At 43.5% G+C, this 26,401-nt stretch carries 23 protein-coding genes; 8 read left to right on the top strand and 15 right to left on the bottom strand.

Features of this window, described 5'->3' with window-relative positions:
• Nucleotides 1–46: 46 nt before the first annotated feature.
• Genes ACFSR5_RS04010 through ACFSR5_RS04000 form a run of 3 tightly spaced genes read right to left on the bottom strand, consistent with a single transcriptional unit; the run spans nucleotide 47 to nucleotide 3,709 of the window.
• Nucleotides 47–1,771, bottom strand: a complete 1,725-nt coding sequence (locus ACFSR5_RS04010) for a heme ABC transporter ATP-binding protein (RefSeq protein ID WP_380900960.1) — start codon at nucleotides 1,769–1,771, stop codon at nucleotides 47–49.
• 36 nt (nucleotides 1,772–1,807) lie between these two features.
• Nucleotides 1,808–2,839, bottom strand: coding sequence for a FecCD family ABC transporter permease (locus tag ACFSR5_RS04005; RefSeq protein ID WP_380900958.1), 1,032 nt, complete (start codon nucleotides 2,837–2,839; stop codon nucleotides 1,808–1,810).
• 12 nt (nucleotides 2,840–2,851) lie between these two features.
• Nucleotides 2,852–3,709: a heme/hemin ABC transporter substrate-binding protein gene (locus ACFSR5_RS04000; protein WP_380900956.1), complete on the bottom strand. Its 858-nt coding sequence runs from the start codon at nucleotides 3,707–3,709 to the stop codon at nucleotides 2,852–2,854.
• A gap of 394 nt (nucleotides 3,710–4,103) precedes the next feature.
• Between ACFSR5_RS04000 and ACFSR5_RS03995 the strand changes: the two genes are divergently transcribed.
• Together ACFSR5_RS03995 and ACFSR5_RS03990 are read left to right on the top strand one after the other, a co-directional pair.
• Complete coding sequence (locus tag ACFSR5_RS03995; protein ID WP_380900954.1) at nucleotides 4,104–6,392, top strand: TonB-dependent receptor; 2,289 nt, start codon at nucleotides 4,104–4,106, stop codon at nucleotides 6,390–6,392.
• A gap of 50 nt (nucleotides 6,393–6,442) precedes the next feature.
• Complete coding sequence (locus ACFSR5_RS03990; protein ID WP_380900952.1) at nucleotides 6,443–7,186, top strand: HmuY family protein; 744 nt, start codon at nucleotides 6,443–6,445, stop codon at nucleotides 7,184–7,186.
• Between the two features lie 250 nt (nucleotides 7,187–7,436).
• Here the strand turns inward: ACFSR5_RS03990 and ACFSR5_RS03985 are convergent, their stop codons facing one another.
• Nucleotides 7,437–7,550, bottom strand: coding sequence for a hypothetical protein (locus tag ACFSR5_RS03985; RefSeq protein ID WP_380903169.1), 114 nt, complete (start codon nucleotides 7,548–7,550; stop codon nucleotides 7,437–7,439).
• Complete coding sequence (locus tag ACFSR5_RS03980; protein WP_380903193.1) at nucleotides 7,517–7,711, bottom strand: hypothetical protein; 195 nt, start codon at nucleotides 7,709–7,711, stop codon at nucleotides 7,517–7,519. Before ACFSR5_RS03980 ends, ACFSR5_RS03985 begins: the two co-directional genes overlap by 34 nt.
• A 329-nt stretch (nucleotides 7,712–8,040) precedes the next feature.
• Between ACFSR5_RS03980 and ACFSR5_RS03975 the strand changes: the two genes are divergently transcribed.
• The 5 genes from ACFSR5_RS03975 to ACFSR5_RS03955 all read left to right on the top strand — a co-directional run bounded on the left by ACFSR5_RS03975 (nucleotide 8,041) and on the right by ACFSR5_RS03955 (nucleotide 12,766).
• Nucleotides 8,041–8,700 (top strand): hypothetical protein, encoded by a 660-nt coding sequence (locus ACFSR5_RS03975; protein ID WP_380900950.1) that lies wholly within the window; start codon nucleotides 8,041–8,043, stop codon nucleotides 8,698–8,700.
• 87 nt (nucleotides 8,701–8,787) lie between these two features.
• Nucleotides 8,788–10,062 (top strand): S41 family peptidase, encoded by a 1,275-nt coding sequence (locus tag ACFSR5_RS03970; RefSeq protein WP_380900948.1) that lies wholly within the window; start codon nucleotides 8,788–8,790, stop codon nucleotides 10,060–10,062.
• 44 nt (nucleotides 10,063–10,106) lie between these two features.
• A complete protein-coding gene (locus tag ACFSR5_RS03965) occupies nucleotides 10,107–10,382 on the top strand; it encodes a hypothetical protein (protein WP_380900946.1) in 276 nt (91 codons plus the stop codon).
• A 230-nt stretch (nucleotides 10,383–10,612) separates the two neighbouring features.
• Entirely contained in the window at nucleotides 10,613–11,179 is a 567-nt protein-coding gene (locus ACFSR5_RS03960) for a biliverdin-producing heme oxygenase (protein ID WP_380900944.1), read from the top strand.
• A gap of 534 nt (nucleotides 11,180–11,713) precedes the next feature.
• Nucleotides 11,714–12,766 (top strand): sugar phosphate isomerase/epimerase family protein, encoded by a 1,053-nt coding sequence (locus ACFSR5_RS03955; RefSeq protein ID WP_380900942.1) that lies wholly within the window; start codon nucleotides 11,714–11,716, stop codon nucleotides 12,764–12,766.
• A gap of 83 nt (nucleotides 12,767–12,849) precedes the next feature.
• Here ACFSR5_RS03955 and ACFSR5_RS03950 read toward each other — a convergent pair whose 3' ends face one another.
• The gene (locus ACFSR5_RS03950) at nucleotides 12,850–13,974 is read right to left on the bottom strand and encodes an AI-2E family transporter (RefSeq protein ID WP_380900940.1); all 1,125 of its coding nucleotides are present in this window, start codon (nucleotides 13,972–13,974) and stop codon (nucleotides 12,850–12,852) included.
• Between the two features lie 158 nt (nucleotides 13,975–14,132).
• Here ACFSR5_RS03950 and ACFSR5_RS03945 point away from each other — a divergent pair, with 158 nt between their 5' ends.
• A complete protein-coding gene (locus ACFSR5_RS03945) occupies nucleotides 14,133–14,564 on the top strand; it encodes a DinB family protein (protein WP_380900938.1) in 432 nt (143 codons plus the stop codon).
• A gap of 385 nt (nucleotides 14,565–14,949) precedes the next feature.
• Here the strand turns inward: ACFSR5_RS03945 and dctA are convergent, their stop codons facing one another.
• The 9 genes from dctA to ACFSR5_RS03900 form a co-directional block, all read right to left on the bottom strand.
• Complete coding sequence (gene dctA, locus ACFSR5_RS03940) at nucleotides 14,950–16,227, bottom strand: C4-dicarboxylate transporter DctA (protein ID WP_380900936.1); 1,278 nt, start codon at nucleotides 16,225–16,227, stop codon at nucleotides 14,950–14,952.
• 208 nt (nucleotides 16,228–16,435) lie between these two features.
• Nucleotides 16,436–17,110, bottom strand: a complete 675-nt coding sequence (locus tag ACFSR5_RS03935; RefSeq protein WP_380900934.1) for a YceI family protein — start codon at nucleotides 17,108–17,110, stop codon at nucleotides 16,436–16,438.
• A gap of 138 nt (nucleotides 17,111–17,248) precedes the next feature.
• Nucleotides 17,249–18,484, bottom strand: coding sequence for an ornithine--oxo-acid transaminase (gene rocD / locus ACFSR5_RS03930; RefSeq protein ID WP_380900932.1), 1,236 nt, complete (start codon nucleotides 18,482–18,484; stop codon nucleotides 17,249–17,251).
• A gap of 64 nt (nucleotides 18,485–18,548) precedes the next feature.
• The gene (locus tag ACFSR5_RS03925; RefSeq protein ID WP_380900930.1) at nucleotides 18,549–18,935 is read right to left on the bottom strand and encodes a response regulator; all 387 of its coding nucleotides are present in this window, start codon (nucleotides 18,933–18,935) and stop codon (nucleotides 18,549–18,551) included.
• Nucleotides 18,936–18,963: 28 nt separating this feature from the next.
• Nucleotides 18,964–19,566, bottom strand: coding sequence for a chemotaxis protein CheB (locus ACFSR5_RS03920; protein ID WP_380900928.1), 603 nt, complete (start codon nucleotides 19,564–19,566; stop codon nucleotides 18,964–18,966).
• Between the two features lies 1 nt (nucleotide 19,567).
• Nucleotides 19,568–20,392, bottom strand: a complete 825-nt coding sequence (locus ACFSR5_RS03915) for a CheR family methyltransferase (protein WP_380900926.1) — start codon at nucleotides 20,390–20,392, stop codon at nucleotides 19,568–19,570.
• Nucleotides 20,393–20,395: 3 nt separating this feature from the next.
• Nucleotides 20,396–20,803 carry a response regulator gene (locus ACFSR5_RS03910; protein WP_380900924.1) on the bottom strand — a complete coding sequence of 136 codons (408 nt, stop codon included), beginning with the start codon at nucleotides 20,801–20,803 and terminating at the stop codon, nucleotides 20,396–20,398.
• Nucleotides 20,793–24,386, bottom strand: a complete 3,594-nt coding sequence (locus tag ACFSR5_RS03905) for a response regulator (protein ID WP_380900922.1) — start codon at nucleotides 24,384–24,386, stop codon at nucleotides 20,793–20,795. The genes ACFSR5_RS03910 and ACFSR5_RS03905 overlap by 11 nt, the downstream gene beginning before the upstream one ends.
• A gap of 8 nt (nucleotides 24,387–24,394) precedes the next feature.
• Nucleotides 24,395–25,864, bottom strand: a complete 1,470-nt coding sequence (locus tag ACFSR5_RS03900; RefSeq protein ID WP_380900920.1) for an ATP-binding response regulator — start codon at nucleotides 25,862–25,864, stop codon at nucleotides 24,395–24,397.
• Nucleotides 25,865–26,401 lie beyond the last annotated feature (537 nt).

The following is a 26,401-nucleotide window of genomic DNA, read 5'->3' as shown; positions in this document are numbered from 1 at the left end:
GCTTTTTTTAAAGATACCTATTTTTTGTATACTATTTATATTTATTCTAAATAATATTATTATCCATCAGATTTTCATTACAATACCGTTTCAACGTTTCCATCGACCCCGTAATCTGCAAAATAGCCCTTCCGTGACTATCTACCACGTCCAAAACTCCTTGCTCGCGATCGAGCTGATGAACATACATCCGACGGGCAATCTCGTTTAATTTCCGACAATTAATCTGTAGTTCAAAGGTTTCGTCTTTAACAAAATAGCGACTCCCCTGATCCACTAAATGCGCTATCGCTCCTATATACCCCTGCTCAGTTCCCTGACTTGTAACTCGAATACCAATCGTTTGTTGTTTGTTAGCGTACGAAGCAAAAATACGTTTCAATACATCGATAGATGTTTCCTGCAATTCAGCCCTGTTCGCAACGGCGGCCAGGTGAAAATCACGGATGCCATCGCCTTGTTCAAACACAGGCCGGCCTGTCGAATGTTTCAAAAAATAAGCTTGGATCCGATCGAATGCTGCTTTATTGCTTCGGTCGGTTAAATAGACGCCATGCAATAGTCTTCCATAACGATCAAAGAAATGTATGCTCCTTTCTACTTCATCGTTAAATAACACACTTCCTTGCCAAATTTCGGGTTTTACTCGAACTTTCGGATAGGAAGTTGTGGAACACATCCCTGTATCTTCCACCAATTGATAGGTGTATTTGGCATAGCGTTTATGCGTGCAAAAATCATTCTTCGTATAATATTGTACCTCACCCAGCGTCTCGAATTCTGCCAACAAACCAGACATGTCATCCGCAGTATAATGCGTAGCCCTACCCTTTTCGAGTGTATAAATTTCGACCTCCGAGACCTGTAGCAGTGCTGCCTGCTCCGCTCGGTCTAGGTAGGGATTCGACGCTAGCAAAATGCCTCGTCTTTCCTGTATCATGGATGTCTGTTGCGTCATGGAAGACAAGCTAGAATGGAAAACACACGAATCCAACTTCATCTCTTCTAGTTGAATATATGGTCTAAGATTCCTAGGATTTAGCACCACCCCCGCCTTAACCGAGAAGATGGTATAGATGTCTGTCGTATTTAATACTTCTACAGGAGTGCCGTCAAAAAGCTTCCGCCCATTTTTCAACATAACAATGCGGTCCGCATAGGTCGCTGCAAAGTTGACTTCATGAACAACAATAACGACCATAAATCCCTTTCTCGACAACGCTTTGGCAATGGCTAACACCTTCTGTTGATAATGCATATCCAATGCAGATATGGGTTCATCCAACAATAACAATCCATCTGTACTATCCCATACCTGAGCCAATACCCTCGCTAACTGAACACGTTGTTGTTCACCTCCGGACAAGCTCATGAATATGCGATCCGCCAAATCCTTTACGCCACACAGTTCCATTACTTCTGCGACAATTTCTAAGTCCACTTTTCTCGGCAAAGATTTAAAATGTGGATACCGTCCCATTATCACAATTTCTGCAACAGTGAAGGACACTGATATTTGCTGTTGTTGGCTCAGCATAGCCCGTTTCGTTGCCAGTTCGTTTGCAGTATATTCAGCTAGTAGACGTCCATGTAAACTCACGAGACCCGCACTCGGTTTATACTCTCCGCAAAGCAATTTCATCAGTGTCGACTTCCCTGCACCGTTCGATCCTAACAGCGCTAACACTTCACCTCTTCTTACCTGCAGAGAGATATCTTTTAGAAGCTTTCGCCCTTTCACTTCAAAATGTAGTTTTTCAACCCGTAACATGCTTTTTCATCTATTAGACCAGCAAACAATCGTATCCTATTTCTCTTTAATTAAAATATACAAAAATACGGGCGTCCCCAGCAAAGCCGTAATTACTCCTATAGGTAGTTCTATCGGTGCGATCAGGGTGCGAGACAAGACGTCTGCTGATGTCAATGTCAACGCGCCCAGCAACATGGATGCTAAAAGCACATATCGATTATCAGCGCCACCCAACATACGCACGGTATGCGGTACAAGTAGACCGACAAAACCGATTATGCCCGAAACAGCAACGGATGCGCCCACAGCTAAAGTCGCCAATGCAACCACACCAAGTTTAACTCGGTCGGTTCGCATACCCAACAAATCGGCCTGCATTTCACCTAACGCAAAAGCATTGAGTGGTTTTCCGAAAAAAAGAAGAGCAAAAACGGCTAACAAAATCATTGGTGCCACAGCAATAAGATTTTCCCAAGTGGCGCCGCCCAGGCTACCCAACATCCAGAAGGTAATTGTTCTAAGTTGTTGCTCCGTAGCCATATATGTCATCAAACCCGTCAACGCGCCTGCAAAACCATTGATGGCAATCCCTGCAAGCAGCATCGTTGTCACCTGGGGTCTCCCCGCTTTCAACGAAAGTTGATAAACGACAAATGCTGTGAGAGCCGCACCGATAAAAGCGCCAAAAATCAGTATATAATATCCTAAAATTTGGGACAGGCCAACAAACAAAACATGCTCAAATGCAATTACTAATACCGCGAACAGCGATGCGCCTGCTGAGATACCAATCAACCCTGGCTCTGCCAACGGATTTCGGAAGATCCCTTGTATAGCGGCGCCTGAAGTACCCAATGCAGCGCCAACGAAAATACCTAACAACACGCGTGGAAAACGAACAACGAACAACACATCGTGTTGCATGCCATCATCTAACGCACGGGTTTTAATGCCTATTTTATGAAGTAACAGTTGAACAACATCGACAACTGGCACATGAAAGGCTCCCAGTCCCAGTGAAAGAATGGCCACAACAGCCAGTGTGACACCTAAAATAGCAATGATAATACGTTGCTTTGCTAACACGTTACGTACAATCTATTGATCCATAATGTTTACAACCCCTTGATGCAAAGCCAAGACAGCTTCCGGCAACCGTGTACTAAAGTTAACGAGCAAAGAAGGATTCATACTCAGAATACGACCGTGTCTCCCGGCAGTTGTCAGCCGCATTCCCGGCAACCGCAAAATAGCATCTTTTCCGCCTAAACTACTCACGCCAAAATCAAACATTAATATGACATCAGGATTAGCATGAACCAGTGCCTCGGTCGTATAGGGCTTAAAATCATTGAATTCCTTTACCGCATTTTCATTTCCGGCCAAATCCATCAACGCATCGATACTACTTCCTTTCCCGGATACGCTCATGGTTCCAGCCCCTCGTGCGTAAATAAATAAGATCTTGGGCTTCGGCCTATTTGTCATCTTTGTGCGTACCAGCTCCTTAACCTTATGCATCGTTACTCGTGTGCGATTCACCACACGCTTTCCTTCATCTTCGGCTTCCAGAACATTAGCAATTTGTTGAATAAATCGGTAAGCGCCGTTTTCAGAAAACTCCTGATGAATAGCGATAAACTTTATCCCCGAAGCTTTCAATTGTTGTACGACCGCATTTGGCACATCACCAATCGGCGCGATAACAAGCGTCGGTCGAAAAGCCAGGATCCCCTCTGCCGACAAGGCCCGGTTCCGACTCACTTTAGGTAGATCGGCAGCAGCCTTTGGCGCTATGCTGGTCACATCCGTAGCCACGACTGCCCGGCCCATTCCTAAACCAAAAACGGTCTCCGTAATGGCGCTATTTAACGTAACGATACGTTGAATGCGTGCACATACAGTTTGGTTACACAGAATCATAAACAGTAACCAGCTTATATATAATTTCTTCATTTTGTGTGCTTTTACCCGGATGATAAATAGCTGGATCAAACACCACATTATGCATCATCCGCTTCTTCATTTACAAAACAAATCAATAATCAGTCTAAATACAAATAGTTTACCTAGGGAATAATATGCCTACTTGATGGGAGTTAACTCACAAAAACCTTTTTTTCAGATATTTAAAGTAAAAAACAAACCTTGAACAATCGTTTACAAATCGAATTAAATAGAAGATTTGACAGTTTTCATAGAGAAAAATTCGAACTGAATCCCTTCTTTTGTACTGTTATTTAGATTGAATAAAAATAAAGTGACTATACTTGCCTTATATAAGAAGATTATTATAGTTAATATGCTGTTATTTGTTCTGCCGCCATTTTCAATAAGTCAAACGCGCTTAATGATAAAAGGAAACGTATGGGATTCCATGCAGCAACCCTTAGCAGACGTATCTGTCCAGCTATTGCCCGATAATAAATGGTACCGCACCGATAAAGACGGATATTTCGAATTTAAAAGTCTCTATGAGGGCACTTATCAGATCACGGTACAGCATGTTGGCTTTGGATCAAAAAACTTGAGTATTCCGTTGGAACGATATGATTCCACATTATGTGTTGTGCTAACAAAAGAGAATAAAACAATTGAGCAGGTAAATGTAAATAGAAAAGTTACGGAAGTTGACAATCTCATCCAAGCGGAAAATGCAGCCATGCCTGTTCACGTAATAACGAGGCGCGAAATTGAATTGATGGGCAGTAGGCGTCTGGACGAAGTGATGAAAGAACAGACCGGAGTAGCCATCGTCAACGATATTAGTGGAGGATCACGGGCGGTCGGTGTACAGATTCAAGGGTTTAGCAGCAATTACGTTATGGTGTTGATTGACGGCCAGCCCATGCTCGGTCGTAATAACGGAAATTTTGACCTATCGCGCATATCCGTAACGAATATCGAGCGAATTGAGATCATCAAAGGCGCGAGTTCGTGTTTATATGGAAGCGACGCATTAGGTGGTGCCATCAATATCATTACACGGCAAGGAGTTATTACTCCCCAGGTTCAGGCATCTCTACTATATGGCTCGCTCCATGTGGTCGATGCGACGATAGAAGGTGAAACACCTTTGGCTAATCAACGTGGTTCAGTCGTGCTTTCAGGAAACTATTACCAAACGGATGGATTCAATACGGATAAGCAATACTTAACCTCCGGCAGCACGACCCTTGCTCCCTATGAGAATATCAGTTTACAAGGGCGCTTGCGCTACAAAACCAGCAAGAACGGAACCCTTGGTCTTACGGCTCGATACGGAGGTCGAAACTCTACTATGATCAACGCTTGGTCCAACGATTTGACATTAGAAGACGGGCAACGCGATAACGATTTCAACCTCGGCGCGAGCTACGACCATCAGCTTCGCCCTGGCCTGCGGACCATGAGCCGATATTACTACACACGATTCCAGACAACATTGCAAGCCCAATGGCTACAACAAGCTGCTTTAGCTGGATCAGAAGAATTTGGGCAACATATCCATCGGTTGGAACAACAATTGTTATATACACCACTCCCCTCTTTAAAATTAACGGCTGGGCTAGGCGGTAGCATGGAAATAATGGACAACCGGGATCTAGGAAACACACACTCGTTAAATACCGCATTCGTTTACGCGCAGACCGAATGGAAGACTACCGATCGCATTCTGACCATGTTGGGCGTACGTTATGACCATACCAACACGTATAATGGACGGCTAAGCCCTAGCGTGGGCCTGACTTATCAACTTGGATCTAACCTCCTTCTAAAGGCGGGGGCCGGCGCTGGATTCAAAGCCCCCGATTACAAAATGAGATATCAAATCTTTTTTAACCCTGCAGCGAATTACCTTGTCGTTGGAAACGACCGCCTGCAAGAGGTGCTAGAAACATTGGATTCGCAAGGAGAACTTAGCTATAAGAACAGCTACATGGTCGATCGGCTCGCAAACAACCTTCAGGCAGAAAAAAGTTGGTCGAACAACCTAGGTATCACTTGGAATCCTGAAAAAAAATGGCAAACACAACTGTCATTCTTTTATCACCGGATACACAATCAAATTAATACGGAAAGTATCGGAAGCGGAACATCTATTTCACAAATCTACACCTATCGAAATTCGCCAAAAGTAGTTAATAAGGGCTTTGAAATCTCCGCCGATTATCACGTACAGACCAACGTGGAGTTATCTATCGGTTATCAATATTTAATAGTAAAAGATCTGAGCGTTCTGGATAGTATACGCTCCGGACGCCCGCCCTACGATTATTATGTAAACCCGACAACGGGGCAATACCGCAAAAGTAAACCATCGGACTATTGGGGCATTCAGGACCGTTCTAAACATATGTTGAACGTAAAAGCACTGTATACTTATCGTCCATGGCAAATGAATGTTAATTTACGCGCAAATATTCGCGGAAAATATCCCGTTCAAGAAACCAACATGAACCAGTTTATAGACGATAACGACAAATTTGTCCCCGCACATACATTGCTAAATCTCACGTTGGAAAAGACGCTGATGAAAAATAAACTTACTTTACGAGTGGTAGCAGACAATCTCCTGAACTTTACAAACCGCAATATGTTGGGGCAACCGGGAAGAGTAATATTGGGAGGGATCAGTTATCGATGGGTCAAACCATAATTATCTATAATGCAACAATACTTATTCATAGTAGACACGAATCATAGTTTATGAAAACAATTAAAATAGTTCTCCAAGTATGTCGGCCGATCTCTGTTTTTAGAAAACACTATTTCGCGCTTTGCATCATATTGCTGATAGCTACATCCTGTGGTAAAGATGAAGACGCAAGGCCGATATACGAAGACGGAAAAAGCACGGTAATTTATGATTTACCTGGCGACACAGATGCTTCTATGGCCACAGGAGTTAACGGAAAAGAAAAACGTGATTTTTACATGTTTTTGTTTCGCTTCCGCGATCAGCGGCAGATCTGGATAAAAACAAAAACTGATTCGACAGAATGGCTGAAAACGGACGAGTGGGACTTAGCTTTTACGGGTCCTTATAATTCTGAAATCTACGTAAACAATGCAAATTATGCCTACAATCCGGGGTTTGAAGGAGAGGCGACCAGAACAGCCGTTGTCCACATAAACCAACCCTATGATCTCGTTACCGAGGCTCCGTCCGATGAGCAGTTTGATCAAAGCGAGGTTACCAAGATTGGGTGGGCCTCCTCAGAGTCGTCACCCGGCTGGTTTCGGTATAGTTTAAACACGCATATTATGCAAGCCATCCCAAACCGTACATATATCATTCGCTTGCCAGACGGTCGACACGCTAAATTGCAACTGATTAACGCTTACAAAGGCAATCCAGAGACCGTTACGAATTTGAAATGGCCTGCTCCCTATTTCACGTTTCGCTATTTTGTTCAACAGGATGGTAGTAAAAATCTGACTACCAACTAGTAAACCTATTTGTCGTTTTTCTTACTTGCCGGACGTTTTAAGCATTTTATCATATATGACTAAATTTCTAACAAGAGTTACATTATCCTGCCTGATCGACACGGCGATAAGCCCTACACAATATTTTCCACGCCATGCGCTAATCAATAACTTAAACTATATATAGTACACATTATCAAACAGTTTACATCAATCATATGCAGTCAATCTTTTAATAGATCATTGCTCAAAAAACATCCAGTACAACAGCCTATTTGTCAAAATTCGGATTCAAATTCAAACCAAACAAGTCGCCCTGACCATTCGAATCAACAGCAGGTATGCCTCGAGTCAGCCCGCTACGTTCGCCGGAAACCGGGGCGATACACGATGTCCCCCTTTTTTGCCTGACCAGCAGCCGCCCGTCCGCCAAAAAAGACCGCGCCCCACGGCCGCTCCAATGGTGTACGCATTGTCTTTGATCGATTTACGATCGTCGATACCCTTCCCACTATGCGCTTTCTTGGTCCGCCAAAGCGGGTGCATAGCTGGTATTCGGAGGGAGCTTTTCAACCGGAGAGCCCAGCGCCACGGTGCCTTTTTTTGTTGCGTCGGCCTCACATGAGCCAAATTCAAAAAAGGAACTTCTGCGTGAAATTAACCAAATGAATCCTAAAGCAAACGAGTTTTACAGTTTTTCATGACCATATCTTTAACACCTTATCTACAAACAACTTACTCACATATTCGTTCGAAAATTGACAAAACCTACAGGTATTTAAGTGGACTCTTTTATCTTTGTGAGAAAAGAATGCTAATCGCTCCACCCAACACGCTTTAGCGTATGCTGTTGGCTGCAAGCTTGCATGAAATGTATGACTGGAGAAGAAACGTATAGAAAAGAATATGGAAAACAAGTGGCCAAATACCTAACGGCATTTGGTTTGACGGAAGAGGATTTAGGAAAACTGATCAATTCCAGTTCCGACAACATACGTGATATTATTCAAGGCGCGGTAGGTCTCAGTCTAGGTAAGATGATAAAAATTGCCAACGTGTTCTCCGTTCATTATTATAATTTTGCAGATCCGAATTACCCCCTTCCAGAGGAACGGCATTTATCACGGACGACGAAGAAAAAAATTGAGAAAAGGAAAGTTATTGGCATAACCGTTCGCGACAACAGCAATTTGTTGGCCAACGAATTGGATCGATTGATACAAGAGGGGTATTTAGACAAGCCCGTTACGGCGAACGATTTGCATGCCCACATGGATATTCGGCTTAAAGACAGAAGTTCAACGGAAATCACCAACCTTCTCAATAAGAAACCCCGAAATAGTTTGGTTGAAAAACTGCAACAAAAATCAGGACGACAAAATTTGTATGTACGCAAAGAATTTGCAGCAGCTTATCGAGAATCACGTCAACCGGATTTATTTTCCGTAGCAAGTAACGAGAGGCGGGCCAATGAGGAGCTCAATCAGCCGATTGACCAGATCGGCCACCTTCTTAAGAAAAGCCATTCTTCATAGGCGAATCAGCATTTTTCATAGAGTCATTCTTAGTACGATCAGTTAAATTTGTTATTAAGAATTGTTTCCAACAAATACGCTGCATTCGTGAAAACCATCTACTCCCTAAAATCCCTGTTGTCCGTCCGGATGCCCCTATTCGTATTCGCCATAACATTTTGTGCATATGCCTGCACCACACCCAGCATTGAGCCTAATCCATATGCGATCACAACACCACAGACAGGCTCACGAAAAGAATTGACACTAGATTCTATATTCCTATACGCCAATCAAATCTATCTTTGGCGCTCAAATCTTCCGTCGTATGAGGTATTTAATCCACGAGGCAAGTACAAAAACATATCGCCAGAACGAACAGCCTACCAGCGTGCACTCTACGATTTAACCCAATATGGTCGAAATATCGCTGGAGCGCCTTACGAATGGACACCGTATGAAGGTCATGCCAAATATTCGTATCTAGAGGACGCGACATCATATAATTCTTCGTATTCTGCCACTTCGGCCACAACGGACACCTACATCACACACCGACAATACTGGCCATTGCCTCAGGGCACCGTCGCCTACCTTTACCTCTCGTCGTTTCCTACTCTTGTCGACGTACAGCATGAGCTCGATCGTGTTTTTGCCGATTTTACCGTTCGAGGCATTACCCACCTCATTATCGACTTACGCCACAATGCTGGCGGATTTGTAGAATCCGCCGCTTACCTGGCAGATCTGATCGCTCCGGCTAACCTAACCGGAAAAAAAATGTTTTCCGAGCAGTTCAACGAAGTGGTGCGAGCGGGAAAAGCAAGCCTTTTAACTAAGCAGCTTTATAGAGATGCACAGGGCAACCCCGTTTTATTTAATGGACGCTTGGCGACTATGGCCGATGTCGATTATCGTGAAGACGCTAATACACATTACTTCTCGAAGAAAGGCACCTTAAACAGCATAAAACATGTATCCTTTCTCGTTTCGGCCCGAACAGCATCGGCCAGCGAGTTGCTGATTAGTTGCCTGAAACCTTATCTACCGACGACGTTAATTGGGCAGCAGACCTACGGAAAGCCAATTGGATTTTTTCCGATCTATATCGATCAATATTGCATTTACCTGAGCAGCTTTCTATTGCGCAATGCCGACGGGTGGTCTGACTATTTCCAGGGCCTGACTGTAGACATTCCAACAGAAGAAGATGAATCAGGCATTCCCATTGGCTCCGTGCAAGAACCATTGCTTTCAGCGGCATTAAAGGCCATCGATCCGAAACTCCTGAAGACTGCTGTCTTCCTACCAAAAGCAGACACCCTCACCGTGTGCACCCTTCAAGCAAACGTCACAGTAAAAACTAAATTTTCATTACGCTAACCATCCGACGCAAACAACATGCTAACCTATAAATGCATACAAAGATGAGAACAGGAGAAAACGATATCCTAACGAAATGGATAGAACAACTGCAAGCGCGCGGTCATTCTGCTAGCAAACAACGGGTATGGATCATGCGCGCACTGTCGCAGCAACGAGAAATTGCTGATATGGAAAACTTCTGGCTCACACTACGCCAACAGCACAAAATTTCCTGGGCTACTTTTTATAGTTTCATTCGGTTAGCGGTGAAAGAAAATTGGCTAAAAAAATGCGGAAAGCATCCCACGCAGACGCGATATCACCTCGCTATTGATTGACAAACAAATAAATCGTACGCCTCAAACCCCAGTTGCGTCTAGCCGGCCAAATCGCGATGCTGAACACCCTAAAGACGTGATAGGGACACATTAAAAAATGTTAAATACAATGAACGAGACGCTAAGTTTCATTTTAAATAGCGATTTTCATAGATGAATAAGCAAAAATCAGCATACAAACGATACAAGAAATCAGAATCTTTGTATAGAATCATTTTAAATAACGAATCATGATGTTACATCAGAATATCAAAGAAAAGACTACCGCATCACATCAACAACTCGAAAAAATCGTTGTCCATCAACTGAAAGCGGTACGTTCCAATGCCGATTATGCAGACGTCCTCAGAAATTTCTATGCCTATTTTTCAACAGTCGAAAAAACGATAGCTCCGTTTATTACGCCGCAGGTACTACCAGACTATGCGGACAGACGTAATTCCAGCCATATCAGACAAGACATTGAGGCGCTTGGTGGAAATCTCGACAATTTACCTCAAGCTTGTGCGCCTGAAGTCACGAATACCTTGGAAGCTTTAGCAGCATTATATGTGCTGGAAGGATCGATCATGGGCGGACCTTATATCGTCCAAATGCTTCACAAATATGGTGTGACGGAAGGCACTTCATTTTTCTCGGGCTATGCAGAAGACACCGGCAGAATGTGGAGTGCATTCACTTCGGTACTGAACCAATTCGGGCAGGACCCTGAGACCCATCAAAAGGCTATTGCAATAGCGAATGAAACATTCGCTAACTTTGGTAACGTCTTTACAGCTGTGCCGGCAGAAAGATAATCTCATTGCAATGAAAGAAAGTCAACGGAAAAATACAAAATTATGGCTTAAACGCGCTGGCATCGGCGCGTTTATGTTTTTTCTACTGAAAGGAATTGTCTGGCTTATCGTTTTTGCTCTTGCCGCTAAATCATGCATGTGAGTGCATATTTATTTAGTTGTATTCTTCTAATCCCACGCTCCTGCCGAACAATAGCCATATATCATTCTGTTTCATAGAACTTTGTGCAAAATTTTAAATCACTCTCTAATTTTTTTTTTGGAAAAACGCTTGACTTAGTGTATGAATAACACTATATTTGTACTTTCATAATTTAGGTTTATAATTGGTTAGTTAAGGGTTTCCATTCTCCCCGTTTGGAAACCCTTTTTTCGAATACCTCTGTTGCATAACAGCCCCAATAATCCGAATGATCAATATATTTGTAGGTCTACGATGTAAATTGTATTTTTAGGAGACATTGATCACACCTAAACGCATACACGCTTAACGATCAGCGTCACAAGATTAAATGATGATTATACAATATGGAAATGAAAACGATTAAAGGTCCTGCCATCTTTTTGGCGCAATTTATGGACGACAAGGAACCCTTCAATAATCTAAAAAACATTGGAACCTGGTTGGCAGGGCTTGGATACAAAGCGGTACAGATCCCAACATGGGACAATCGTTGTATTGACTTAAAAAAGGCAGCCGAAAGCAAGACCTATGCAGATGAGATAAAAGGTACGTTGCAAGAGATCGGATTGGAGATATCCGAGTTATCTGTTCACCTGCAGAGCCAACTAGTCGCTTCTCATCCCGCATATGATATTATGTTTGACGGTTTTGCACCTACTTCCGTACACAACGATCCAAAAGCCCGTACCGCTTGGGCTGTTCAACAAGTGAAGTTGGCCGCTCAGGCTTCGGCCAATTTAGGGCTAGAAACCGTTGCCGCTTTTTCGGGTGCCCTGCTTTGGCATACGGTTTATCCTTGGCCGCAGCGTCCCGCGGGTCTCGTGGAAGCGGGTTTTGCGGAGTTAGCCAATAGATGGATGCCGATATTGGATGAGTATGATAGACTGGGTATCAACGTGGCTTATGAGTTACATCCCGGAGAAGATCTACATGACGGCGTGACGTTCGAACGTTTTTTGCAAGCCGTGAATAACCACTCCCGAGCTAACATCCTGTATGACCCTAGTCACTTCGTCCTGCAACAATTGGATTACCTCGCTTTTATCGACTTTTACCACGACCGTATAAAAGCATTTCATGTGAAGGATGCTGAGTTTCTGAAAAACGGCAAGTCTGGCATCTACGGTGGCTATCAGGACTGGATCGATCGTCCTGGACGATTTAGATCTCTCGGCGACGGCCAGGTTGATTTCGGGGGGATCTTTACACAATTGTCTCGATACGGATTTGACGGATGGGCCGTTATCGAATGGGAATGCTGTATAAAAGATCCAGTGCAAGGTGCCACCGAAGGCGCGGATTTCGTGCGTAAACACATCATTGAAGTAACCAGCAAGACGTTCGACGACTTTGCGAGTGCCGGTGCTGACACGGAATTAAATAAAAGAATATTAGGTATTTAACGATATAAAAGCGTTCCACTGATGGAACGCTTTTTTTGAACGACTCTCCTCTTCACATCTCGCGGGTTTCTTATCTATATGGTTTACCGCTCCGTTCGTTCCATACGTTTAAATACGTTGAGCTCATTCAGCAACGCTTTAAAATGGTCATTCGTTTTTTCTTCTTCTCCCAATAGAAATCCCCACGCTTTTAAGTCGCGTACTCGATCAAATAAAATTTTACAGATCGCTAGAATGGGAATAGCCAAAAACATTCCCGATATTCCCCAAAGCATCTCACCAGCAATGATTGCCACCATAGCAAACAAGGAATTGACCTTTACTTTGGAACCTACAATTTTTGGAACAACAAAATTACTGTCTATGACATGTACAATAACTAATCCCAAAACGACAAATAAGACGTGCGTTATTGACGATGTCGCAAAAGTAATCAGTGCAATGATAACTATGGAAATAAAAATCCCAACATAGGGCAGTCCGTTAAATACACCCGTGATTAACGAGAGCATTAAACTATATTTCACACCAATTATCGATAATACAATAAAGGTCAATCCAGCCACGATCATCATTTGTACGATTAGACCTATCAAATATTTCTTTACGACATACTGAATTTGTTGCACAATATCCAATACGATTTCGTGGTGTTCCGTTCGATTTAGCAATAACAAAAAACGAACGACATGTCCCCTATAAATCAGCATAAAGAATGCATACAGAAACGTAAATACAAATAAGATCAACAACGAGGATAAGGAAATCAACGCAACGCCCACAATGGCCGTCCCTTGACTGATCGACTTCGACACGGTATTTGTTAAATACGCTATCTGTTCATTTTGAGCAACTCCGAATGTCTGATGTACCCAAGTTTGCAGTATATGGAACCCATCGATAATCTGTTTCTCGAAACTAGGCCAATCGTCCTTCAGCATAGACAACTGAGAACCTAACATGGTCAATATTCCTCCGATCAAGCCGAAAAAAAAGAGAAGAGCAAGGATGGCCGCCAGTGTACGATGCAGTCTCAACTTTCGTTCCAGCCAGTTACAGATTGGCACCAGTAAAAGTGCAAATAAACTACCTAAAATAAAGGGGACGATAATGGTCTGCCCAATATGTGCAATGTACCCCAAGGCGATGATACTGATCAACGTACATGTTAGTTTTATGTAAAACGGCAAGGACAAAAATCTACTCATAATCACTAATTAAAATACCATTGGGCGAATTACCTCCCTATTGGGCGTCGAAATTTACAAACAATCAGGTAGTAAAAAAACATTTTTCCAATTTTATCGTTGAAGAAGTAGAACGAAATCGACACGCTACCTTAATAAAAAACATAATCCTACATAACATGCATATTTTAACACTGTTACAAGACGAACTACGCCAAGAGTTTGAAACAACAAAGAAGTTTATTGAATTATTTCCAAATGAAGGGCATGCATACATGCCCCATCCTAAAAGTATGAAAATGGATCATCTCGCGACCCATATCGTCGAAATCTTTTCGTGGGCAAATGTTATGTTGAAAACCAGCTTTTTGGATCTGTCCACCGCGGGAGATGGAAATTTATTGACAACACGCGACCAATTGCTTAAGCGTTTGGTTGAGAATTACGAGGCGAGCGAAAGTGCGCTCCACGATGCCGAAGAAGCAGAACTGTCCCAGAATTGGGCCTTGAAACATGGGGAACACGTGCTAGCTCAATGGTCGAAATATGGGGCGATACGCCATGCGCTATCCCAAATATCGCACCATCGGGCGCAATTAGGAGTATACTAATCGACTAAATGATATCCCGTTACCAAGTAGCTACGGACCAACGGCAGACAATCAAACGTTTTAAAACCAACCCATTGATTTTTATACCTTTACTTCACCGGCACACATGATTCAAAATAAAATCTACTAATTCTATAGATTTAACTTGCATTAGTAAAAAGTCTTTCCGATATTTGACATATCATAAAAGAACATAGGTTTATAATTGGTTAGCGAAAGGCTTCCATTCTCCCCGTTTGGAAGTCTTTTTTTTCAGTCTATTAACTAAACAACTATATATAAAATAGACCAACTGCGTATGGTCTATTTTTGTGCACAACCTGAACAATAGCTTGCTCTCATCATGTTTGGAGGCACACATGTGCACAAGAAAAGCACTTGCCAATCATTTATTTGGCAAAACGGACTGCAGTTGTTCGTGCAGCGTCGCCTCGTCCAGCTCTTTTTCATACTTGGCGATAACGATTGTCGCGGCAGTATTTCCGATAATATTTGTAATGGCGCGGGCTTCACTCATAAACCGATCAATACCCAAAATAAGGCCAACCGCTTCTACTGGAACATGTCCGAACACCGGAAGCGTAGCAGCAAGCGTCACAAAACCACTTCCAGTTACTCCGGCGGCACCTTTAGATGTTAAAAGTAAAATCAACAAGAGTGAAATCTCCTGTTGCAGGCTAAGATCCATGTTTAACGCCTGTGCTATAAACACCGCCGCCATGGTGAGATAAATACAAGTTCCATCCAAATTAAATGAATAACCTGTTGGAATGACTAAACCTACTACGGATTTAGAACATCCAGCTCTTTCCAATTTCTGCATAACATTCGGAAGTGCAGACTCAGAAGAAGACGTACCTAAGACGATCCATAGTTCCTCTTTAATATACCGTATAAGGTGCAGCACATTTACTTTAGCATAAAACCGTAATACAGCGCCTATGACAATAATAATAAAGAAGAGGCAAGTGAGGTAAAAACTAACCATAAGCAACCCTAACGATGATAAGGCTTCTACGCCGTACCGGCCAATGGTAAAGCCCATTGCGCCCATTGCGCCTATAGGAGCTAGATACATAATTATTTTAATGATAGCAAAAAGCCCTTTCAAGAACGATTGCAATACGTTAATAACAGGCTTTGCCTGTTCCACACCGATTTTTGAAAGACCGATACCAAATAATACAGCGAAGACTAAAACCTGTAATAGGTTATCAGAAGCCACCGCACCGATTACGTTGTCGGGGATAATACTGATTATCCAGCTCATGATATCCTTATGTTCAGCAGCTTCCTTTACATATTCGGCGACCAGAGTCGGATCAAGCGTTTCGGGATCTGCGTTCATGTGGTTCCCAGGACCGATCCAATTGACGAAGACGAGACCTACAACAAGCGCGATCGTTGTCATAATCTCAAAATAAACCAACGCCGACAGCCCAACTTTACCTACCTTTTTTACGTCTTGCATACCCGCTATGCCAAGTACGATCGAACTAAAAATCAAGGGCGCAATAACCATTTTGATCAACTTAATAAAACCATCGCCGAGAGGTTTCATTTTCATCGCAAAATCGGGGTAAAAGACACCCAGCGCGATTCCCACCAAAATACCAGCAACCACCTGTATGTATAAGCTTCTCGACAGTCTTTTTATCATCATTATGTATGTGCAATACGGTTTATAATTTGCGCACGATCCCGTTTTCTTGCAACAAGATCCGTCTAAAGATATTACTTTTCAAATAAAAAAACGGATCAAAATCGCATCGTCCAAAAAACCGGCGGATACGAGCGATGCAGTACTCTTTAGCAAAAAAAAACACCTACAACATACGTCGTAGGTGCGCTACTTTCTTCAATTTAGAACACTATTTCTTCGCTTCCACTTGGATTCCAATTTCGATATCTTTGCTGATCATCCATTCCGCAGGATCCGCTTCCGAAGTACCGAATTTAATGCCCCAGTCCGCCCGATTTACTGTAAACTTAGCCGCTACTGAAACCTGTTGGTCAGTAACTGTTACCTTCGCTGGAAACGAAATATTCAACGTGCTGTCGCGCAATGTCAGATTTCCGCTGACCGTTTTATTCGCTCCTTCGATGGCATCTTTCGCTGCTGTTGCGTCTAAGTCCGAAACACTGGTAATCTTAAAGTTAGCTTGCGCAAATTTCTCCACGTCGAAAAAATCAGGATTTTTCAAGTGATTTTCCAAATCAGATGCTTTCTTGTCAGCTTCGGTCACCGACGCTGAATCCACCTTTAATGATTTCATGTCAATCACAAAGTCACCTGCTGTCACATTGCCATCAGCCACGGAAAGCTCACCGGATTGTAACGATAACGTACCCCAACGAGGAGCAAACCCCCCTTTATGAAACGCTTTCCAATCCACTTTAGATGATGCAAGATCAACTGTGTACGCATCGCCCTGCTTTTCTGCCACTTGCTGTTCTTCAGAAACAGCTGTTTTCGAAGAATTGCCGCCACAAGACGCAAATAAGATGGCTGCTGCAGCCACCAATGATAAACCGATTTTTTTCATAAATTATATGTTTTTGTCTAAAACAAAGCTAAAAATATCTATCTTGATTGATTCCTACAACATAAAATTGAATTTAACGCATAAAAAGACATAGAAATTACTATTCGGTAAATGTTAAAACATCCATATTCGAACCGGCTAATCTAGAACCGCGAACGACGCGCGGATAATTTCAGCGGCCTCGACAAGCTGTTCTTTAGAAATGACCAGTGGCGGCGCAAACCTAATCTTATCGCCGTGTGTGGGTTTTGCGAGTAAGCCACGCTTCATAAGCTCCATACACAGCAACGTGGCTGCGTTCGGATCTTTATGCCGGATGACGATCGCATTCAATAACCCTTTCCCCCGGATAGTTAATAACGCCGGATGAGCAATATCTTGAATCAACGTCCTGAAATAAGCCCCAAGTTCTTCAGCCCGCTGCGCTAAATTTTCCGCTATAAGCACTTCCAACGAGGCAATAGCCACCGCGCAAGCCAATGGATTACCGCCATACGTGGAGCCGTGTTCTCCCGGTCGAATGCACAGCATCACATCATCGTCGGCCAATACGGCCGAAATCGGCAAGGTACCGCCACTTAATGCTTTACCAAGAATCAAGACATCAGGACGAACGCCTTCGTGATCACAAGCTAACAATTTCCCCGTACGACATAAGCCCGTTTGAATTTCGTCCGCCATAAATAATACACGATGTGTACGGCACAATTCCGCTGCTCGGGACAAGTAACCTTCATCCGGAACATACACTCCGGCTTCTCCCTGAATAGGCTCTACCAGAAACGCCGCTACATGTTTGTTTTCCAAGGCCTTTTCAAGCGCCGTTATATCGTTATAAGGCACGGTCACATACCCGCCCACGAAAGGACCAAAACCTTGTTTGGCTCCGTCGTCGGTGCTAAAGGAAATGACATTGACCGTACGCCCATGAAAATTGCCTTCAACCGTGATGATCGTAGCCATCCCGTCTGGGATTCCCTTTTTCTCGTACCCCCACTTTCTGGCCAATTTAATTGCCGTTTCGACAGCCTCCACACCTGTATTCATGGGCAAAACTTTCTCATAACCAAAAAACTTAGTAACATACGCTGTATACTCGGCCATCTTATCGCTATGGAATGCCCGAGAAGTCAACGTAAGCAATTGCGCTTGTTCAGTTAATGCCCGAATAATTTTTGGATGGCAATGTCCTTGGTTGACCGCAGAGTATCCCGAAAGAAAATCATAATAACGCTTTCCTTCCACATCCCAAACCAAAGGGCCGAGACCTTTGGACAGCACCACGGGAAGTGGATGATAATTGTGCGCACCGTACTGTTCTTCGGTATGAATATAACCTGCTGTTTTGTCTGGGATCGTATTGTTCGAATTCATAAGATACTGGATTATTTTTAGCTCGGTTCTTCGTTCCTCCGCCGTTGATCATCGTCAGTGCGATCTAGTCACGTCGCCCTTCAGCGGCTGACGCGATCATACGCTCAACAATCTGCTCAAGATCGACGATATCAAACGGTTTGGCCAGGTAAGCGTCTGCTCCCGCCTTTTCGGCCAACATATGGATATCGTTATTTGCCGAAATGTAGATGACAGGGATATGACCAAAATCGGGATGTATTTTTAGGAGTCTCGTAGCCTCGATACCCCCAATGTCTGGAATCCAATTGTCCATTAAAATCACGTCCGGACGCAAGTCGTCTACCTTCTCGATAATGTCGTGCGAGGTTTCCGATATTTTTACATCGTAGCCGGCATCTGTCAAAATGATAGAACAGACTTCCAAAATATTACTATCGTCGTCAAAAATTAATATAGTTTTGTTTTTCATACGTATTAATAATCGTTTTTAGCGCTCTTCAGTTATCGTGGGCTTCCTTACCAAGCTGATTTATAAATATAGCCATCTCTTTTGGTTTTAAAATATAATCGGCCCAAACATTTTGCAATGCTTGTCTCGGCATATAATCAACTTCTGCCGTCGATGGATCCTGAACAAGAACCAGACCTTGACGTTCGTGCACGCAAACCAGTCCTTCCACTCCATCCGCATTGGCACCAGAAAGCAACAACGCCGCCGCACCATCCTCAAAAACCTGCGCCGCAGACTGGAAAACGACATCAATCGATGGGCGCGAGTAGTTTAGTTTTTCCGAACAATCTAGCGATACAACTCGTTTATTTTCAAACAGCACGTGGTAATCCGACGGTACCAAATAAATATTCCCCGTTTCTAAAACTGTCTTATCTTCAATTTCAAAAACGTTCAGCGTTGTGTGGTTCGCGAGTAGCTCGTCCAACACCGATTCAGCATCCGCTTTCCGATGCAAGATTAAAATGATCGGAAACGCCAATCCATCGTTCAGGTGAGGTAGAATTTGCAACAGCACCTTTAGGCTTCCTGCTGATCCTCCAATTAATAAAATTTCCACGGATGAACGGTCCAAACGTCGTGTTCTCATGTTACTGCATTTTTCGCCAGATCTTATCCGAATCGAGCTGTTTGAAATGTTTTTCGAGGTTCGAGAAGCGAATTGTTTCCTTTGCTCCCAATGCCAAGAATCCTAAGGTATCCAAACTGTCGTCAAAAAGACGAAACACCTTATTCTGAAGTTCTTTTTCAAAGTATATTAATACATTTCTGCAAACGATCAACTGAAATGCATTAAATGAACTGTCCGACACCAGGTTATGCGTAGAAAATATCATTTTGTCTTGAAGATCCGTGTGAAATTTAACAACATCGTAATTCGCTGTATAGTACGATGAAAAGTCTAGCGTGCCACCAGATAGCATGTAGTTTTCCGAATACTGTTTCATTTGACTCATCGGATAAATTCCTTTTCGGGCCGTTTCTAATACACCGGGATTTAAGTCAGTCGCGTAAATAAGGGACTTATGATATAGGTTCGTTTCTTTCAGCAAAATAGCAATAGAATATGCTTCTTCTCCCGAAGAGCAGCCCGCCAGCCAAATCCGTATAAAGGGGTAGGTTCCCAGTTGCGGAAATACCTTGTCACGTAGTGCTCTGTAGAATGTCGGATCCCTAAACATCTCCGTCACATTCACCGTGATCTCCTCGATAAACCGCTGCAAATAACCCGGGTTATTCCGCAATCTATAACGTAGTTCTGCAAAGCTCGCGAACTTATCCAAAAGACATATTCGGTTCACACGCCGCTTCAACGATGCCTTGCTGTACTCCGTAAAATCATAACCGTACAATGCCGAAACATCGGCCATCAGTAGGTCTAATTCATCATCTTTTATAATAGAAGGCTCAAGCATCCTTTACGCTATTTTTTCTAAAGCAACCACTAATTTATCAATATCAACCGGTTTCGATATATAAGAAAAAGCGCCTGCCTCCAAACACTTTTCTCGATCGCCGGCCATAGCTTGTGCCGTAACCGCAATAATCGGGATATGATCGTATTCGGTATGTCCCCGGATGATCCGAATCGCTTCATAGCCATCCATCTCTGGCATCATCATATCCATCAGCACGACACCGATTTCCGGCTCCTGGGCTAATATCTTGATTCCCTCTATAGCACTCTGGCACGATAATGTGCGATATCCCCGCGACTTTAATGCCAGACGTAGTGCAAAAATATTACGACTATCGTCGTCAACTATCAATACCAGTTTACCCTTATCCATTGTATTATCTACTCTTCCCTGTTGGTTAATGTTCATACAACCAAACTCGCAGCAACGAAAGCAGCTGATCGGTGTCTACCGGTTTCGAAATATAGTCGGATGCTCCTGCCTGAATACATTTCTCCCGGTCGCCAGTCATCGCTTTTGCGGTCACGGCCATAATGGGTAGTTTCCTATATGTTGGAATCTCCCGAATCATTTTTATCGTTTCATAACCATCCATCTCTGGCATCATCATATCCATAAGGACAATGGAAACATCTGGATTGCTTTTCAGTTGCTCCAAGGCCTCTTTCCCGTCAATCGCCGACACGACACGCATCTGGTATTTCTCCAGGGCTTTCGTCAGCGAGAAGATATTCCGCACGTCGTCGTCGGCAATCAACACTGTTTTACCATGTAAGACTTCGTTCAAGGAACCTAGCTTGTTCTTTTTCTCCTTCACATCGTTCTTCTTTTCTTCGACGAGATGTAGGAAAAGACCAACTTCGTCCAAAATACGCTGGTAAGAGTGAGCCGTCTTGATCACGATAGAATCCGCGTATTGTTTAATCCGCAGTTCTTCCGCTTTTGATAGATTTTTTCCAGTGAAAATAATAATCGGGAGATTTTCTAATCCTTCATTTTTTTTGATGGTCTCCAGTGTTTCGTAGCCCGTCTGATCGGGAACTCCCATGTCTAGAATAACGCAATTTACATCATCAGACGACAGCGCTTTCACACTATCATCAATGCTGGTTTTTATTTCTGAAGTGATGTCGAAACTACTTAGAAAATAAGACAGTGCTTTCGCATGTTTCGGATTTTCTTCGATAATTAAAACTTTCTTTGGATAACGGTTCAAAGCATCTTCAATCTTTTTAAACATGTTACCGATCTGCTCCAAGGCTACCGGTTTATTTATAAAGTCTATGGCTCCACGCAGCAAACTTTCTTTTTTCACTTCCAACGACGACATAATGTGAACCGGAATATGTCGCGTGCCGGGGTTGCTTTTTACTTCGTCCATAACTTGCCAGCCGTCTTTCACCGGTAACTGTATGTCCAAAAGAATCGCCAACGGCTGATATTTTAGCGCTGCGGGTCCTGCGAGGTCTCCCCGAACGATCACGATTCCTTTATAACCTTGCTGCCGCGTGTACTTCAGCAATACTTTCGCAAAGTTTGTATCGTCCTCCACAATCAGAATCACCTTATCGCCATCCCGTATATCCGCTCGATCGTCCTCAACGTCTTCCGGAATATCGATCACCGTGTACGGATTTCGTTCCTCAGTCACGATCGTATTGATTTCTTCCACATCGTTAGCAATAATTTGCATGAGTTCTTCTGTCGTCGGCTTTACCACTACTGCGCCTTTCTTCTGAGGCACGACCAAACGGAATGTACTTCCCTGGTTTTCCTCGCTTTCCAACCGGATCTCCCCCCCCAACAAACGGGCGATTTCACGGCTGATCGATAAGCCTAGCCCCGTGCCGCCAAATTTCCTGCGCGTCGATCCGTCTGCCTGTTGAAAGGCTTCAAAAATAATACGCTGCTTATCCGTCGCGATACCTATTCCAGTATCTTTCACCGCAAAGACCACAAATCCCTCCTGCTCGGGATCCTTTTCAATCGACAGGGATACATGGCCCCTAGCCGTAAATTTGATCGCGTTAGACAACAAGTTGCGCAACACCTGTTCTAGACGTAACCGATCAATTTCCATAACATCCCCAACTTCAGGTTGAATCTGCATCTCCAATGTCAGTTCTTTCTCCCTCACAAGTGGATCAAACATATGTTGTAGCTCCCGTACTACATCCGATAAGGAGACCTCTTGGTAATCCAATTCCATCTTTCCCGCCTCAATTTTCGATAAGTCCAGAATCTCATCAATCAGGCTAAGCAAGCTCGTTCCCGAACTTTGTATAACTTTTGCTGATTCAACCTGCTCTTCGTTCAAATTTTCATCTGTATTCTCCGCCATCAGGCGCGAAAGCAACAAGATAGAATTAAGGGGTGTCCGCAGCTCGTGCGACATATTCGCTAAAAACTCCGACTTATATTTTGTGCTGAGTGCCAATTCCTCCGCTTTTTCCTGTATTTCTAGGTTCCGTTCAGCAATCAGTTGATTCTTTTCCTCCAATAGCTTCGAACGTTCCTCCAATTCTTGATTCGATTGCAAAAGCTCTTCTTGCTGCACTTTAAGCTCTTCTTCAGAAGCCTGTAGCTTCTGCGTCTGTGCTTCCAGTTCAGTATTTAAATTTTCCAGTTCCGCATGTTGTGTCTGCAATTCCTCCGCCTGAGCTTGCGTCTCTTCCAAAAGTGTCTGTACATGCTTCCGATTCTGCGACGAGTAAATCGCCAAGGCAATATTTCGAGACGCCTCTTTGTAAAAATCGAAGCGTGCAGCATCCGCAGGATTGTTCGACCCCAGCTCTATCACACCGATACAGCTTCCTTCCAATAGGATGGGAAGCAGTATTACATAGCGAACTCCAATTTGTCCATTTGAAAAACTCAACACATAATCCTCGGGCTTTAAATTCTCCATCACCTTTATTTGCGCAGAGACAAAGACTTGCCCAACCATTCCTTCACCAATGCCTATGGTTTTCTTCATATGTGACTCTAACCCATACGCGTAACGAAGTTGAAGGAGACCACTTTCTAACAAATAAAAAGCACCATTGACGCAACCGGTATATTCAATAAGTAGCGTTAGCGCGTCGCCGGCTAACACATCCTCACTTTTATTGCCCATCAGCGTTTCGTTTAGAGAAGCTAAGCCCGATTGTCTCCATTCGTTGCTGTTTAATGCATCAAAAGAAGACTGTAGGGCGGCAGTCATCGCGTCGAGCGATCCTGCGAGACTTCCCAAATCATCTTGTTCTGCATCGTTAACCCGCATAGAATAATCTCCATGCGCGATCTGATCCGCTATCTTTTGAATAGTTTTTAAACGGCGCGAAATTTCTTCGTCCTTCTTGCGCAACGATTCCTGAAGCCGTTCACGCTCTTGAAAATCCCCCCGGATGCGGCCATAAAAAATAGAAGTAATTAATAGCGATGCAATAGCGGCCCCGACAATAAAAATCGAGGTATAACGCGATGCTCGATCCAACTCCGCTGTTCTATTGCGCAATAACACTTCCTCGCGGTCAATAAATTGAGCAATCACGTTCCTGCACGCATCCATATACCGTTTCCCTTCTTCGAGCTGATTTATAGACACGGGCCGTCCCGTCTTTTTTGCGTCCACCAAACGCGCCAGTACATCCGTACGCGATTTGACATACGAAGCCAAGCTATCTATCCTTACCGTCTGCTCGGGATTATCGACAGTCAGCTCCCTAGCTTGCGTCAGGGATTTTGGAAGAGATTCTAAACTCTCTTCATAAGGTTCCAAAAAGTCAGCCCTACCAGTCAGATGAAATCCACGTTGACCAGTCTCGGCGTTCTGGAGATCGATTAAGACACGGTTGGCCGAAGCAATGGCGCGTCGCGTATGGTCTACTTTTTCCCGGTTGTTAATCTGTTGCTTGATACTCACATAGGAAGCGGTAGAACTCGCCAATAAAATCACTAAGGAAATACCAAAGCCTATCTGTAGGTTTCTTAAAAATTTTCTCGGCATAGGTTGTTTTAATCTAGCGGTAAGGTGAAATAAAAAGTGGAGCCCTCTCCCAGTTGACTGCGCAATCCATATTGTCCTCCATGTTGTCGGACAATTTCCGAACAGATATACAGCCCTATTCCCAATCCCTGAAAACGGAGGGACGATTCCTCCACCCGGTAAAACTTGTGAAAGATATCTTTTTGCTTATGTTCTGGGATACCTATTCCAAAATCCGTCACCTCTATCTGTACATACCGGTCGTACAACGAGGTTTTAATAAGTACGCGGTCGCTATCCGGTGCGTACTTGATCGCGTTGGTTAAATAGTTGATTAACACTTGCTCTATACGTATTTCATCGCCTACGATACAACGGTCAATACAATCTCCCGTCCGTTCGATCCGGAGAGGTGTACCTTCATGCGTATGACAAATGGTATCCACAACGTTTGTCAACAACGTTTCAAAATGAAACGGTTTTTTGTTCATTTTCAATTTGCCATTGTCGATTTTCGAAATGTCCAACAAGTCGGTTACCAAACTATTTAGCTTTCCAACCTGTGTCTGCACCCGGCTGATATATGTGAAAGCAGGGTCCTGCGGCTCAATCTTGATTGCACGATCCAGCAGCTGGGCGTATGCTTTGATGCTGGTCAGTGGAGTTTTCAATTCATGGCTGGCTATGCTCAAAAATTCGTCTTTTTTCTTCTCCACATGCTTTCTGTCATCGATATCGGTAAATGTCCCCACCCATTTATGCACGTAATCGCCCTCCATAATGGGCGTAATACGCAATAGAAAAAAACGGAAAACATCCACATCAATCTCTTTGAGACGCACTTCCATTTCCAGCGGACTATGTGTTAACATCGCTTCAGACCACTCCTCCCAAATGGATGGATCATCTTCATGTGTTGCTGGAAAAGCATCTGTTGTATAACTGTAGCGAAACCATTTATTATTCACAAAATCAATTTGTCCATCTTGATTGGCCGTAAACGCGATTTGCGGCAGCGATTCAAGTATCAAATGCAACTGATCCACACGAGCCTTTAGTTCTGCCTGCGCATTTTTCCGAACTTCAATCTCCGAACGGAGTGCCTGCTGTATCTCATTCAAAGCCAACGTCTGCTCATAAAGCCGGTAAAACGTTTTGACTTTTAACAATAATATATCTGGATCCACGGGCTTGGTTACATAGTCGATCCCCCCAGAGGCGTATCCTTTGGCTATAAACTTCTTATCGGTATTAACTGCAGATAAAAAGATGACGGGAATATCCCGCGTTTTGCTAAAACCAGAGAGTGTCTCTGCCACCTCAAAACCGTCAATCCCCGGCATCTGCACATCCAAGATGATCAGCGCATAGTCCTTGCGCAGTACTTTTTTTAAAGCTTCTTCGCCCGATAAGGCCGTATCTACAGAAAAATCCTTCCGCTCTAGTAATTTTTTGAGCGAATAGACATTCTCGGGTTTGTCATCTACAATTAGAATCATAGTCGATCGTCCAGTTCCTATATAAAAACAACGATCCAACGCGCTGCGACAGCTCCGTTAGCTTTCGTGTTATGATAAGATTATTTAGGTGTACGCTCCAGCGACTGCATCACCAAATGCAACGCAGAATTGCTAAAAGCCGTTCAAATGTACTAAAAAAATGAAAACGATTTGCCGTTCGTTACGCATACCGCTGCGCGGTATATCTCGACAGCCAAACACGAACCTTTTTTCGTCCGACTGTCGAATAATCGCGCTAAAAACAGAAAGGCCAACGGTCTATTCAATCAAAATATTCATATATAGTACCTTTAGGGCTCGTGTGCGCTCGCAATACATCCTATTTCTACACCACCAAACCGCGCCATATCTAACCATCGAAGGTCTTGCCGTCCACAATCCCTGCCGGCGCGACGGAATAAATCAGGTATTTACCCTCTCCATTACCGTATTTTCACTTTGCTATTTGCATGTGCTAAACGTCCCCTGTATTGAACAAGTAAGGCCTCGCGTCGTTTATGTGAGACAACAAATAAG

It is taken from the genome of Sphingobacterium suaedae, assembly GCF_042684625.1.
Lineage (GTDB): Bacteria > Bacteroidota > Bacteroidia > Sphingobacteriales > Sphingobacteriaceae > Sphingobacterium > Sphingobacterium suaedae.
The sequence above is the reverse complement of the archived record's forward strand: the minus strand, read 5'-3'. Positions and strand labels throughout refer to the sequence as shown.

Excerpts from the sequence above, each read along its gene's own strand:
- ACFSR5_RS04010 (WP_380900960.1), bottom strand. The coding sequence starts at position 1,771 with ATGTTACGGGTTGAAAAACTACATTTTGAAGTGAAAGGGCGAAAGCTT.
- ACFSR5_RS04000 (WP_380900956.1), bottom strand. The coding sequence starts at position 3,709 with ATGAAGAAATTATATATAAGCTGGTTACTGTTTATGATTCTGTGTAAC.
- ACFSR5_RS03995 (WP_380900954.1), top strand. The coding sequence starts at position 4,104 with ATGATAAAAGGAAACGTATGGGATTCCATGCAGCAACCCTTAGCAGAC.
- ACFSR5_RS03990 (WP_380900952.1), top strand. The coding sequence starts at position 6,443 with ATGAAAACAATTAAAATAGTTCTCCAAGTATGTCGGCCGATCTCTGTT.
- ACFSR5_RS03980 (WP_380903193.1), bottom strand. The coding sequence starts at position 7,711 with ATGCACCCGCTTTGGCGGACCAAGAAAGCGCATAGTGGGAAGGGTATC.
- ACFSR5_RS03975 (WP_380900950.1), top strand. The coding sequence starts at position 8,041 with ATGACTGGAGAAGAAACGTATAGAAAAGAATATGGAAAACAAGTGGCC.
- ACFSR5_RS03965 (WP_380900946.1), top strand. The coding sequence starts at position 10,107 with ATGAGAACAGGAGAAAACGATATCCTAACGAAATGGATAGAACAACTG.
- ACFSR5_RS03960 (WP_380900944.1), top strand. The coding sequence starts at position 10,613 with ATGATGTTACATCAGAATATCAAAGAAAAGACTACCGCATCACATCAA.
- ACFSR5_RS03955 (WP_380900942.1), top strand. The coding sequence starts at position 11,714 with ATGAAAACGATTAAAGGTCCTGCCATCTTTTTGGCGCAATTTATGGAC.
- ACFSR5_RS03950 (WP_380900940.1), bottom strand. The coding sequence starts at position 13,974 with ATGAGTAGATTTTTGTCCTTGCCGTTTTACATAAAACTAACATGTACG.
- ACFSR5_RS03945 (WP_380900938.1), top strand. The coding sequence starts at position 14,133 with ATGCATATTTTAACACTGTTACAAGACGAACTACGCCAAGAGTTTGAA.
- dctA (WP_380900936.1), bottom strand. The coding sequence starts at position 16,227 with ATGATGATAAAAAGACTGTCGAGAAGCTTATACATACAGGTGGTTGCT.
- ACFSR5_RS03935 (WP_380900934.1), bottom strand. The coding sequence starts at position 17,110 with ATGAAAAAAATCGGTTTATCATTGGTGGCTGCAGCAGCCATCTTATTT.
- rocD (WP_380900932.1), bottom strand. The coding sequence starts at position 18,484 with ATGAATTCGAACAATACGATCCCAGACAAAACAGCAGGTTATATTCAT.
- ACFSR5_RS03925 (WP_380900930.1), bottom strand. The coding sequence starts at position 18,935 with ATGAAAAACAAAACTATATTAATTTTTGACGACGATAGTAATATTTTG.
- ACFSR5_RS03920 (WP_380900928.1), bottom strand. The coding sequence starts at position 19,566 with ATGAGAACACGACGTTTGGACCGTTCATCCGTGGAAATTTTATTAATT.
- ACFSR5_RS03915 (WP_380900926.1), bottom strand. The coding sequence starts at position 20,392 with ATGCTTGAGCCTTCTATTATAAAAGATGATGAATTAGACCTACTGATG.
- ACFSR5_RS03910 (WP_380900924.1), bottom strand. The coding sequence starts at position 20,803 with ATGAACATTAACCAACAGGGAAGAGTAGATAATACAATGGATAAGGGT.
- ACFSR5_RS03905 (WP_380900922.1), bottom strand. The coding sequence starts at position 24,386 with ATGCCGAGAAAATTTTTAAGAAACCTACAGATAGGCTTTGGTATTTCC.
- ACFSR5_RS03900 (WP_380900920.1), bottom strand. The coding sequence starts at position 25,864 with ATGATTCTAATTGTAGATGACAAACCCGAGAATGTCTATTCGCTCAAA.